Genomic DNA, 11690 nt, shown 5'->3' with positions numbered 1-11690 from the left:
GCAGGGCTATGCCCGCATCTGAAAAACCACCGGCTTAGCCGGTGGATATTTATTTCTTCCCTATTTGCTAAAGATGTGCTAAAGTAATCTTGTCGTTTGAAAACGACATTCCAATTCCCTTCTTATGAATTCTTTTTATTTTTGTACGATCATTCCGATCGAATTTATTTATTTATGCTTATTTTCATTCAAAGGAGAAATCAATTCATGAAAAACATCAATCAAAAAGAGATCGTTGATCTCATCCAAACGCGGCTACCGTTGTTTTTTGGCGACCAGAAGGAACGTTTTCAAGTCGAGTTCCACACGATGCGCAAGGAAAACGTCGAATACGAGGCGGTCAGCGTCACGTTGTCGGGCCATGGCTTTGGGATCCAAATTCCAGTGGAAGTCATCAAGACGTGTCTAAAGCGCGAAAACAACCTGGACAGCCTGCTTCAGGACGTGGCCGCCCAGCTGCGTGCCGTCTGTCGCCAAATGCCAAAAACGGACCAGCTTTCTTCCCTTCTCACGTCCTACGAAGCGATGCGCGAACGCGTGTTTATTCGTCTGCGCGACCTTTCTCTTTGCGAGCCATTGCGTCAGCATGGCGTGTACACCCCTATATGCGGCCCGCTTGTCGCGACGTATCGGGTCAAAATCGGCCATGTCGCGGGAAGCTTGCAGTCGGCGGACATCGCGCCGGAAATGCTCGAAACGCTGGATATTTCCAAGGAAACCTTGCATGCGCAGGCGTTAAAAAACCTGCAGGCGGAGCGTCCGCTGCTTGTGAAGATCGGCAACGCCCTGAAGGAGCGTAACAATTTGCTGGTGTCAAAAAAGCCGCTGAAAAGACACAGGCTATACATTTTGACGCTGGATTCGTATTTGAATGGAGCGCGCGTCTTGCTGCGGGATGACGTGCTCGCGCAAATCGGCGAGCAATTCGGCAGCGATTTCTATATTTTCCCTTCTTCCATTCACGAAGTTCTCATCTACGCGAAAACGGGTCAGGAAAACGAGCGCGGAATGCTTCAGACGATCGCGGCTTCCAACGCCAATCCATTGACGGTGGATCCGCGCGATGTGCTGTCCAACGACTTGTTCGTGTACGAACGGGATAAAAAGAAGGTTACCTGCATTGCCAGCGACTATACCAGCGAGGATTTCGAACCGGTGCTTTTCGAAATCGGCGACAAGGAATCGGATGAAAAAATCGCCATCGGCTCGGTCCAGATGTTGCAAGAGAAGGATTCAGATCTCCTTCATTAAGACAGAAAAAAGCGTCGAAAGGAATTTACGCTTCCTCGTTCGACGCTTTTTTTGATTTAGCTGGCTTCTTTTCAAACTCTTCGATTTTAAAGCCAAAAAACTTATGGCCGCGGAACACTTGCTCCTGCAGACTTCCTTTGGCTTTGAATGGCTTGCCTTTTTTGGATAAGAACTCTGTCGTGATTTGCTGGCCGGCGACAAGCGCTTCGACTTCCTCGTCCGTGAACCGATGCTGGCCGAAAACTCGTTTGAACTTGACGGGATTGCCATTCCAGGTGCATTCCACGTATTCGGTTTCGTCTTTGACCGGATTGCCGTCCAGATCGAAATACTCGGAAGGCTTGAAGCCATAAAACTTTCGTTTTTTAAATGTCTGCTCTTCGAGTTTTCCTTTCGCTTTGACTTCCTGTCCGGCTTTGGTTTTAAACTGCACCTCGATCACTTCCCCGTTTTTGAGTGCCTCGATTTGTTCCGGGGTGAAGACGGTGCCCGAAAATTCTTTTTTAAACTCGATTTCCTTTCCGTCGATTGTCGTTTTGACGTAGTCGTCCGGATTGCGCTCGTATGTTTTGTGAACGATTTTTTTCCCGTTCTCTTTCATTTGCTCGAGGTCTTGCATAACGAGCTGTTCCATTTGATCGAGAAACGCGTTCGGATCGGCCTGGCCCAAACCGACTTTTTGCATTTGTTTGACAAGCTGTTCCGTCATTTCCAAATTGCCGATGTTCGTTCCCGGCAGTAGCTGGTACGAGATGTTCCCATACTCGCTCATCGACAGCTTGCCGCGTGTTTCCACAAGCAAAGGAAAGCGCGTGTTGGCGTTGGTCACATCCGCGTAAATGCTCGTGCGCGTCGCGCCGGTTCCAACTTCGTATTTAGCGAGCTGTTTCATCAGCCACTTCATCGTTGGCGCCACAGGCTTTGGCGGGAATCCTTCGTACGTGAAAGGATCGGCGTGGGTGCCTAGCTTCTTATTCGTCTTTTCCTCTTCTTCGCTGGAATCGGAAGCGTTGTATACCGCTTTCCATCCTTTGAATTTTGGAATATCGGTTGTCGCTTTGTAATCCGGATATTTTTCCAGATGGCCTTTTTGCTGTTCGTACTCGTAGTTTGGCGCCAGCATCGCCAAAAAGTTTTTCGCGAGCAAAACGTAAATCTTTTCGGCACCCGCTCCGTACTTTTTCAAATCGGATAACGATTTAGGCACGTTGGGCCCTGGCCGGTTGGCACCATGCGCTCCCTGCGCCTTGACGTGCGACGCTCTCGCTTTGCGATACGTAAGCAGTTCGGGCTTGACGCCGACGATTTGCGCGATCTGGTCGGCCAGGGGAAGCAGCTCCTGAAACTGTTCGGGCGTGATCGTCTTATCCTCGGTTCGCGGATAGCTGACGATTTGATCCTCGTACATTTTCTGGTACGTGGACAAAACTGTTTTCGCTTTCAGCCCCTGGGTGGAGAGCTGGGCGGACAATCCCGCCAAATCAAGCAAGCGGGGCGGCGGCGTCTTTTTCAATGTCGTCGAGTCGACGACAACCGGGCTGGATTCGATGGCGATATCGACTTCCTCCGGCGTTTTGAACCGGGCCGCTTTCGACTTGATGAACATATTGCCATTCTCGTCTTTGAACCGCAATTCGTAAAACGGCTCCTTTTTGTAGCTTTCGACTTTTTTAAGCTGATCCCCGACCATCTTGACCATGGCCGATTTCAGCCGTCCCTGCCGAAGCACCGACTTGCCATCGCCGTTGGCGGTGGCGATGCGCGTAAACTGCATCGACAAATAATCCCATTTGGAACGGAAATCCGCCTTGACGAAATCAAGATCCCTGTCCATCTTCTGGTCGAGCGGCTTGCGTTCGACAAACGCTTTTTGAATGGATGGCTTGCTTTCGTCGACAAAGTACATGCGTGAAATCTTTTTCGGCTTCAAAGCGAGTCCGTCGATGATTTCCCACGCAAGCAATTCTCCCTCCCCGGATGGGTCGTCATCGGTCGCGATAATAAGCTCGTCGCATCCTTTCAAATCGGCTTTGATTTGTTTTAAAATGTCCACGGCGTCTTTTGTTTCCTTTTTTTTCCACAAAAAATCCTCTCGTTTCCACGGAAGGTTTTTTGTGTTCCAAGATTTATATTTCTTTTGGAGCGCTTCGTCGACTTGCTGCGAGGGATCGTACAATTCGTACAAGTGCCCTCTGGCGTGCGTGATGCGATACGCCTCTCCATTGTAAGTTCCTTCTTTGCCGCCGAGCGCCTTTTCAAAGTTTCGAGCGGCGCTGGCCTTCTCTGTTAAAATTCCAATCATACAGGTATACTAGCATCTTGGGCCGAATCATGGCAACTATTATCCGTTTTCAAGATGGATTATCGTCTGTTTTTCGCCCGTTTTCTTTTCCTTTCCTCGCAAAAAAGAGGCGATTCGCGCCAACGGATCGAGCCCGCCACGCGATGTCGCCTCAAAAGGATTTCCTTTTTATTTTTCTCTTTTTTGCTCAAAGTGCTGCCGCTTTTCGTCGATCAGGCTTTGCACCTTGTCGAATCCGGTTTTCTCCACGCTGCTAATCGGACAAACGCTCGCAAGCGGTAACTGAAGCTTTTGGGAAATCTTTTTTAACGCCGCGATTCGTTTGGTTTTCGGCACCTTGTCGATTTTCGTCGCGCCGATAATGACGGGATACCCCATTTCCCGAAAGAACTGCACCATATCCACATCGTCGGCGGTCGGCTCGTGCCGTCCATCGACAAGCTGGATGACCCCCGCGATATTTTCCCGATGCAAAAAGTAGTCGTCCATCATCTTTCCCAGCTTTTCCAGCTGGGCTTTGGACATTTTCGCGTATCCATAGCCGGGCACATCCACCAGAGTCCATTGGTCGTCAATCGTAAAAAAGTTGATCAGCCGCGTCTTTCCGGGCGTGTTGCCGACATAGGCCAGCTTCTTGCGGTTCGTGAACGCGTTGATAAACGAACTCTTTCCCACATTGCTTCGTCCGACGACGACGATTTCCGGCCGTGTGGATTCCGGCCAGTCCTGGCGGCCGGCGGCGCTTGTTAAAAACTCGCTTTTCATACGCTTAGACGAGCGCGTGCTCCAGCACTTTGGAAGCGGTGCTGACCGGAATGAACGTGATCGCTTCTTTCACTTCCTCCGGGATCTCCTCAAGATCCTTCTCGTTGCCTTTTGGAATGAGGATCGTCGTGATGCCGGAACGATGCGCCGCCAGCGATTTCTCTTTCAAGCCGCCGATTGGCAGGACGTTGCCGCGCAGCGTGACTTCGCCGGTCATGGCTAGATTGGCTTTGACCGGGCGATCCGAAAGGCACGATACCAGCGCGGTCGTCATCGTCACGCCGGCGCTTGGGCCGTCTTTTGGCACCGCACCTTCCGGCACGTGGATATGGATATCCGTTTTCTCGAAGATTTTTGGATCAATGCCGTACTCTTTGGCGTGCGAGCGAATGTAATCCAGCGCGATGCTGGCTGATTCCTTCATGACGTCGCCAAGCTGGCCCGTCAGGATCAAATGGCCTTTGCCTTCGAAACGGTTGGCTTCGATTTGCAGAATATCCCCGCCAAACGACGTGTAGGCCAAACCGGTGACGGTACCCACCTGGTCTTCTTTTTCCTTTTTGCCGTAGTCGACTTTTTCATTGCCCAGCCAGTCGTGGACAAGCTTTCGGTCGAGCACGATCGACTCTTTTTTATCTTTGAGAATCGCAAGAACGGTTTTCCGGCAAATGTTGGCGATCGTCCGCTCCAGCTGCCGCACACCGGCTTCGCGCGTATAATAGCGCACCAAATACAAAATCATATCCTCGTCCACGACGAGCTGGCCTTCCTTCAAGCCGTTTTCCTTCATTTGTTTTGGAAGCAAATGCTCCTTGGCGATGTTGACTTTTTCAATATCGGTATAGGAACTTAGCTGAATGATTTCCAGTCGGTCCTGCAAAGCGGGCGGGATGTTTTCCAAATAGTTGGCTGTCGCGATAAACAGCACTTTCGACAAATCGTATGGTTCCTCGATGTAGTGGTCGGAGAACATGCTGTTTTGCTCCGGATCCAGCACTTCGAGCATCGCGCTCGATGGATCGCCTTTGTAGTCGGACGCCATCTTGTCGATCTCGTCGATGAGGAACACCGGATTGATGACGCCAGCCTTCTTCATCCCCTGGATGATCCGGCCAGGCAAGGCGCCCAAATACGTGCGGCGATGGCCGCGGATTTCCGCTTCGTCGCGCACGCCGCCAAGCGACATCTTCACAAATTTGCGGTCCAGCGCTCTGGCCACGCTTTTGGCCAGTGACGTTTTTCCAACGCCCGGAGGGCCGACAAGGCAGATGATTGGCGCTTTCAGCGAGTTGGTCATTTGTTTTACGGCCAAATACTCCATGATCCGCTCTTTGACTTTGGCCAGTCCATAATGATCCTCGTCCAGGATCTGCTGGGCCGAGTCGAGGTTTTCGTTGTCCTCGGTCGTTTGCCACCAAGGCAGTTCCACGAGCCAGTCGATGTACGTTTTGATGACGCCTGTCTCGCCGCTGGCTTGCGGGAGCATTTCGTAGCGCATGAGCTCCTCTTTGACTTTTTCCTTAATGTATTCAGGATATGGATTTTCCTCAAGGCGCTTGCGAATCGAGTCGGCGTCTTTGTCCGCTTCGACGATGTCGCCGAGCTCTTCGCGGATCGCATGCATCTTTTCACGCAAATAATAGTCTTTTTGCCCCTGGTCGATGCGTTCCTTCACCGTGTCGTTGATTTTCTTCTCGACTTCGGACATCTTCTTTTCTTTTTCAAAGTCTTGCAGCAGCATCACGAGGCGGTCGTTGATCCCCGTCGTTTCCAGGTATTGCTGTTTGCGCTCCACCGTCAGCGGGAACGCCGCCACGGCTTTGTCGGACAACGCGTCCGCTCCCACGCCGCGCGAAAGCTCGATCATTAAATCTTTGGAAACGAAACGCTCGCCGGGATGCATTTGCTCGAACGCGCTGGCCACCATCCGCACAAGCGCGCTTTCTTCCGTTTCGTCCTGGCGAACGCTTGGCATCAGCTCAACATGGGCCATTTCCGACAAGGATCCGTCGATCCACTGCTTTAACTTGACACGTTCCAGTCCTTTGAACTTCACGCGCAAAAATTTATCAAACCGCCGTACGTGACGAATTTCGCACAGCGTCCCGACCGTGTAAATATCGTTTTCCGTCGGGTTTTCCCGTTCCATTTTCAGCTGTGAAAACAAAACGATTTGATCGTCATAGTTGTCCTGAGCGTTTTCGATCGCTTTCAGGGATTGTTCTCTTCCTACGTCGATTACGATTTCCTGATCTGGAAAAAGAATCACGCCCCGAGTGCAAATCAATGGATAAATTTTATCACTCATATAGCCACTCCTTTCTTTGGGCTTTAGCGAAAAAAGACGCGACGCGCCTTTTTCGATTGGATTATTCAGATTGTGCCGTTTCCTTCAAATAATCGATGGCCTTTTGCTGTTTGAGGTCGTATTCGATATTTTCCGGAACGATGATCGCCTTGATCTGCTCAACCGGCATTTGGTACATGTCGGACATGAGCTTGTATTGCTCATCAATGGCGGCTTCGTCGATCTTGAAGTCCTCGGCATTGGCTACCGCTTCCAGTACAAGCGTCGTTTTTACACGATTGGCAGCCTCGTTGCGCATCTGCTCCTTGATATCGGCCTCTGTTTGATGCGTAGCTTCCAAAAATTGTTTTGCCGTGAATCCAGAGCTCTGCATTCTCTGCTCGAACTGCTGATACATCCGGTCTACTTCATTATCAATCATCACCGCAGGGATGTCAACGATTGCGCCGTCAACAACCTGTGCGAGCACTTCGTCGGTGAATTTCTTCTCAGCTTCCTGCTCTTTGTGGGAAAGAAGCTCTTTTTTCGCTTCCTCTTTATATTGTTCAACGGTTTCCACACCCTCGCGTTTCAAGTTGGCGATGAGCTCGTCGTTGATTTCCGGAAGCTCCTTGTATTTGACATCGTGAACTTTCACTTTGAAAATCACGGCTTGTCCGGCCAGATCCGGCGCCTGATAGTTTTCAGGGAATGTCACTTCAATGTCTTTTTCCTCGCCGGCCTTCACGCCAACCAGCTGGTCTTCAAATCCAGGGATAAACGTGTTGGATCCTAAAACGAGCGGATAGTCGTTTCCGGCGCCGCCTTCGAATGGAACGCCGTCTTTTTCGCCAACAAAGTCGATCGTGACCTGGTCACCGATTTGCGCCGGCTCCTCGTCCTCGCGGATCACCCAGTCCGCGTACCGGTCCTGGATCCGTTTTACTTCGTTGTCGATTTCCTCTTCTGTGACTTCCACTTCCGGTTTCTTCACCCGGATCGCTTTGTAGTCGCCCAGTTTTACTTCCGGAGATACGGTGCATGTGAAATCAAGCACGGCTTTGTCCTTGTTGATTTCCTTGACATCGAGTGCCGGACGAGCCACAAGGTCGAGTTTGAATTCCTTGATGCCTTCCTGCAGGGCCTCGTTGGCAACTTCGTCAACCGCGGCCGCGCAAATATGGTCTGTGCCGATGTATTTCTTTGCCATCTGGTCAGGGATCTGCCCTTTCCGGAATCCTTTGATATTCAGTCCGGATTTCAGCTTCGAAAAAGTTTTCTTCTGCGCTTTCTCCCAGATCTCGCCTTCCACTTCAACAGTCAATACACCTGTTGAGTCTTTGTCTAATGTCCAACTACATTTCATGGTTATCTCCTCGCTTTTCAATTGCTAATGTGTAGTTCTCGACCTGTTCCAATCCATTCGCTTGCTCGAATCGGAGCAGTTCGTCGTTTTGCCCCATGGCTTCGTAAACAAGACGCACGATGCTCTTCGCCAAGGGCAGCGCGTCCAGGTCCGAAAAATCAAACGGTCTGGTTTCGTAGATTTCCTGATCGAGCAGACGATTGCAGAAATTACAAAACGCGGGGTCATCGTTCGAAAACCACGTCTCAAACAGCCGGCGCGCTTCAACGATCGACGGATCCTCGTCGGCTTTGATGATCGCGCCCGGTACGAATGTGACATCCAAACCATCCTTGACGACATGATACGGCGTGTCGATTTTCTGCTCCATCAGCGCTTCGATCAATTCGCCCTTGAACTCGTCGACCAGATCGCTGTCCAGCAGCGTCTGCACTTCCCGCTCCATCAGGCGCAGATTCATTTGTTTCAACAAGGAAACCGCCTTTTCTTTCTGCGCTTCGCTGCCGCGGATCAATGCATCAAGGTCGAACTCCTTATGTTTGGAAACGACATCGACATGCGCCATGCAGTCGGCTTCGCGGCCGCGCAGCGCTTCCAGCGCGTCGCGCTCCACATACGGCATCGACAATTCCTCCGTGACGATTCGCAGAGCGTCGGCGAACCGGCCTTCCTGTATCATGGATTCGATATCGTTTAACAGTGATTGATAATATGGATTCACAGTTCCTCCTTGCGTACCTTGGCATTATATCATAGGGATTGCTAAGAAGCAATGAAGAGAACGCCGTCAAACACCGCTTTCCCCTGATAAAACCGGACATTTTCCTCCAGATGAGCCAAAGCGTTTCTTCCCATTTGAGTCCCCTTTTTCTCCATGGTATAATCGGCACGAAAGGAACATTAGAAAAAAGATATGTTGAAAAAAATAAGCAGTTGGGTTTGTTCGACATTTCTGTTCCTGCTTCTGCTGATCGTGCCGGCCCAAGCCAGAGAGGAAACGATTCCAATCACCGGCTATGTCAACGATTACGCAAACGTGCTCGACCCACAGACGGAAGCCGATCTCAACGCGCAAGGCGAGGCTTTTGCCAGCCGGACCGGCGCGCAAGTCGTCATCGTCACGACCGACTCCCTGCATGGCGCCGACGCGATGAAAGTCGCCACCGATTCGGCAAACGAAGCCCAGCTTGGTAGCGGCGAGCTCGATAACGGCGTGCTCATTCTCGTCAGCATCGACGACAAACAGCGCTTTATGGCGGTCGGAAGCGGCCTGGAAGGCGATTTGACCGATATCGACTGCGAGCATCTCCAGCAAGATTATCTCGTCCCGGCGTTTCGCCAAGGCGATTATTCGAAAGGGCTTGTCGATTTATACGAACACACGATCGACCATATCGCCAAAGCCTATGGTCTGGACGACGATTCGGATTTCGCGCCAAACGAGGCGCCAGTCACACAACGCAAGCAGGCGTCCTTTGACTGGACCGGGCTGTTCGCGATTGGCGCCGTGCTCGTGCTTGGCGCGTTTGTGCTGACGAAAAAACCGTCATCCCGTCAAGAGACGACGCTCCATCTCAAGCCGCACCAGCAATATCGGCTCACCGTGCCTGGCGTGAACTTTCAAAACGATTCGGTCGTGGTTGGCAGCGACGATCCAAACATCGCCTCCATCACACCGGATGGCATGGTTACCGCCCACAACATCGGCCAGACGCGCATCACCATCCAAAAACTCGATGGACCGCGTTTGACGTACACCGTCGTCGTTTCCCGTCACGATTCAAGCGGCGGCCGAAGACGACGCGACAGCGACGTGTTTGACGCGTTCCTTCTGGGCAGCCTGCTCGGCGGCCGCCACAACGGCGGATATCGGGGACCGCGCTCCGGCGGTGGATTTGGCGGCTTTGGTGGAGGCGGAGGCGGATTCTCCGGCGGAGGCGGCGGTTTCCGCGGAGGCGGATCCGGCGGAAGCTGGTAAGCAAACCCATAGAAAGGTACTTTATGAACAGAAGAAAATTTCCAGGATGGGCCATTGTGCTCATCGTCGTGCTCGTGATCGCACTGGTCGCGGGCATCTCGGTCGTCGGACCGTACAACACGATGGTTGGTTATGACGAAAAAGTCACGACCGCCCAATCCAACATTCAAACGCAGCTCCAGTCCCGTCTGGACAAAATCAACGAGCTGATGCCGGCCGTGCAAGGCGCGATGAACCAGGAGGACGACGTCTATAAAGACATCGCGGCGCTGCGCTCGAACACGCCGGGAATTTCCATGGACGCCCAGGGCAACATGCAAATCCAAAACAACGCTTCGCTGGCCGACTTGGAGCAGGCGGACGCCGCCAGCTCGCAAATGCTGCGCGACATCAATATCGCGGTGGAAGCGTATCCGGAACTGAAATCCACCGATTTGATGAAAGACTTCATGACCAGCGTCGAGGGCATCGAAAACCGGATCTCATACGCCCGTGAAACGTACAACGAGGATGTGCAAACGTACAACGTGTACATCCGCTCGTTCCCGCACAACATCGCGGCCGGTTTATTCGGTTTCACGCCGAAAGACAAATTCGAAGCGTCTTCCGCCGCGCAAAACGCGCCAGTCGTAAAATTCGATTAAAGCCATGCGAAAGGGAATGCGTTTTTGGAGTCCGGTCCTTGCTGGACTCCTTCTTTTTATTGTTTTGAGCGCTCCGGTTTTCGCACAGGAGGACACGCTGGCGATCCACGACTACATCAACGACTACGCGGGCATCCTTGACGAACAAACCGAGCGCGATCTCAACGAAGCGGGACGCGACTTCGCCAGCCGGACCGGCTCGCAAATCATCGTCGTCACGACCGACTCCCTGCATGGAGCCGACGCGATGAAAACCGCCACGGATCTAGGCAACGACTATGGTGTCGGCCATGAAAAGCTCGACAACGGCGTCGTGATCCTCGTAAGCATCGACGACAAGCAGCGATTCATGGCGACCGGCAGCGGTATCCAGGGCACTTTAACCGATATCGCGACCGAACATCTCCAGCAAAAATATCTCGTGCCCGCCTTTCGCGAAGGCGACTACGCCAAAGGCATCCGGGATTTGTATTACGGCACGATCGACGCCATCGAAAACGGCATTGACGAAGGCGAGCTGGAAGCGTATGCCCAGGACGACGACGATCCGGTTTGGATCCTCGGTCTTGTCTTTGGTACGTTTGGCGTTGTCGGAGCGATTTTAGCGATCGTGTTCCTCTCGCTGGCGCGCCGCAAGATCATGCTCCATCCAGGCGAGCGATTCACGCTCCACCATCCAGGCTGGAATTTCATGGATCCCGACACGACGGCGACATCCAACCATCCCGACATCGTGGATGTGGCGGATGGCGTGCTGTACGCCCGCACGTTGGGAAAAGCGAGGATCACCTTGGAAAATCCGGTACGGGGGATTCGCTATGTGTTCGTGAAAGTGACCGACAAACCGGTTTCCGCGGCGAACAACGAAAAATATTTGAACCAGTTTTTTCTGACCCAGATCAGCATCAACTCTGACTCAGACCACGACGACGGCTTCTTTTCCGGCGGCGGTTCGGGTGGCGGCTTTTCGGGCGGTGGCGGCTCCTTCAATGGCGGCGGCTCGGGCGGAAGCTGGTAGCACACAAAAAAAGAGCTTCGCAAAGCAATGTCATTTAGTTAAGAAATGGCAGTCTTAGAGGATACATTTTAAAGTGTAC

Annotated in this window: 9 protein-coding genes; 4 read left to right on the top strand and 5 right to left on the bottom strand. The window is 52.2% G+C overall.

The window, feature by feature from the left end; translation table 11 throughout:
- Window positions 1–207 precede the first annotated feature (207 nt).
- On the top strand, window positions 208–1251 hold the full coding sequence (locus E5336_RS11835) for a DUF5688 family protein (protein WP_135981310.1): 1044 nt from the start codon (window positions 208–210) through the stop codon (window positions 1249–1251).
- A 25-nt stretch (window positions 1252–1276) separates the two neighbouring features.
- Here the strand turns inward: E5336_RS11835 and E5336_RS11830 are convergent, their stop codons facing one another.
- The 5 genes from E5336_RS11830 to E5336_RS11810 all read right to left on the bottom strand — a co-directional run bounded on the left by E5336_RS11830 (window position 1277) and on the right by E5336_RS11810 (window position 8692).
- Window positions 1277–3553, bottom strand: a complete 2277-nt coding sequence (locus E5336_RS11830) for a DNA topoisomerase (protein WP_135981309.1) — start codon at window positions 3551–3553, stop codon at window positions 1277–1279.
- 168 nt (window positions 3554–3721) lie between these two features.
- The gene (yihA, locus tag E5336_RS11825) at window positions 3722–4318 is read right to left on the bottom strand and encodes a ribosome biogenesis GTP-binding protein YihA/YsxC (protein WP_135981308.1); all 597 of its coding nucleotides are present in this window, start codon (window positions 4316–4318) and stop codon (window positions 3722–3724) included.
- 4 nt (window positions 4319–4322) lie between these two features.
- Window positions 4323–6626, bottom strand: a complete 2304-nt coding sequence (gene lon / locus E5336_RS11820; protein ID WP_135981307.1) for an endopeptidase La — start codon at window positions 6624–6626, stop codon at window positions 4323–4325.
- A 61-nt stretch (window positions 6627–6687) separates the two neighbouring features.
- Window positions 6688–7971, bottom strand: a complete 1284-nt coding sequence (gene tig, locus E5336_RS11815; protein WP_135981306.1) for a trigger factor — start codon at window positions 7969–7971, stop codon at window positions 6688–6690.
- On the bottom strand, window positions 7961–8692 hold the full coding sequence (locus E5336_RS11810; RefSeq protein ID WP_135981305.1) for a hypothetical protein: 732 nt from the start codon (window positions 8690–8692) through the stop codon (window positions 7961–7963). The genes tig and E5336_RS11810 overlap by 11 nt, the downstream gene beginning before the upstream one ends.
- Window positions 8693–8884: 192 nt before the next feature.
- Between E5336_RS11810 and E5336_RS12660 the strand changes: the two genes are divergently transcribed.
- From E5336_RS12660 to E5336_RS12655, 3 genes are read left to right on the top strand one after another with little or no spacing between them, the layout of a single operon-like run.
- On the top strand, window positions 8885–9949 hold the full coding sequence (locus tag E5336_RS12660) for a TPM domain-containing protein (RefSeq protein WP_135981304.1): 1065 nt from the start codon (window positions 8885–8887) through the stop codon (window positions 9947–9949).
- 23 nt (window positions 9950–9972) lie between these two features.
- Window positions 9973–10593, top strand: a complete 621-nt coding sequence (locus E5336_RS11800; protein WP_135981303.1) for a LemA family protein — start codon at window positions 9973–9975, stop codon at window positions 10591–10593.
- 4 nt (window positions 10594–10597) lie between these two features.
- The gene (locus E5336_RS12655; protein WP_277820869.1) at window positions 10598–11611 is read left to right on the top strand and encodes a TPM domain-containing protein; all 1014 of its coding nucleotides are present in this window, start codon (window positions 10598–10600) and stop codon (window positions 11609–11611) included.
- The last annotated feature ends 79 nt before the right edge of the window (window positions 11612–11690 follow it).

Origin of the sequence: Dubosiella muris (assembly GCF_004793885.1) — a bacterium.
In the GTDB taxonomy this organism is placed as follows: domain Bacteria; phylum Bacillota_I; class Bacilli_A; order Erysipelotrichales; family Erysipelotrichaceae; genus Dubosiella; species Dubosiella muris.
This window is presented reverse-complemented; position numbering and strand designations above follow the sequence as displayed.

Bases quoted from the DNA above. Each gene is read 5' to 3' on its own strand.
- E5336_RS11835 (WP_135981310.1), top strand. From the start codon at position 208: ATGAAAAACATCAATCAAAAAGAGATCGTTGATCTCATCCAAACGCGG.
- E5336_RS11830 (WP_135981309.1), bottom strand. From the start codon at position 3,553: ATGATTGGAATTTTAACAGAGAAGGCCAGCGCCGCTCGAAACTTTGAA.
- yihA (WP_135981308.1), bottom strand. From the start codon at position 4,318: ATGAAAAGCGAGTTTTTAACAAGCGCCGCCGGCCGCCAGGACTGGCCG.
- lon (WP_135981307.1), bottom strand. From the start codon at position 6,626: ATGAGTGATAAAATTTATCCATTGATTTGCACTCGGGGCGTGATTCTT.
- tig (WP_135981306.1), bottom strand. From the start codon at position 7,971: ATGAAATGTAGTTGGACATTAGACAAAGACTCAACAGGTGTATTGACT.
- E5336_RS12660 (WP_135981304.1), top strand. From the start codon at position 8,885: ATGTTGAAAAAAATAAGCAGTTGGGTTTGTTCGACATTTCTGTTCCTG.
- E5336_RS11800 (WP_135981303.1), top strand. From the start codon at position 9,973: ATGAACAGAAGAAAATTTCCAGGATGGGCCATTGTGCTCATCGTCGTG.
- E5336_RS12655 (WP_277820869.1), top strand. From the start codon at position 10,598: ATGCGAAAGGGAATGCGTTTTTGGAGTCCGGTCCTTGCTGGACTCCTT.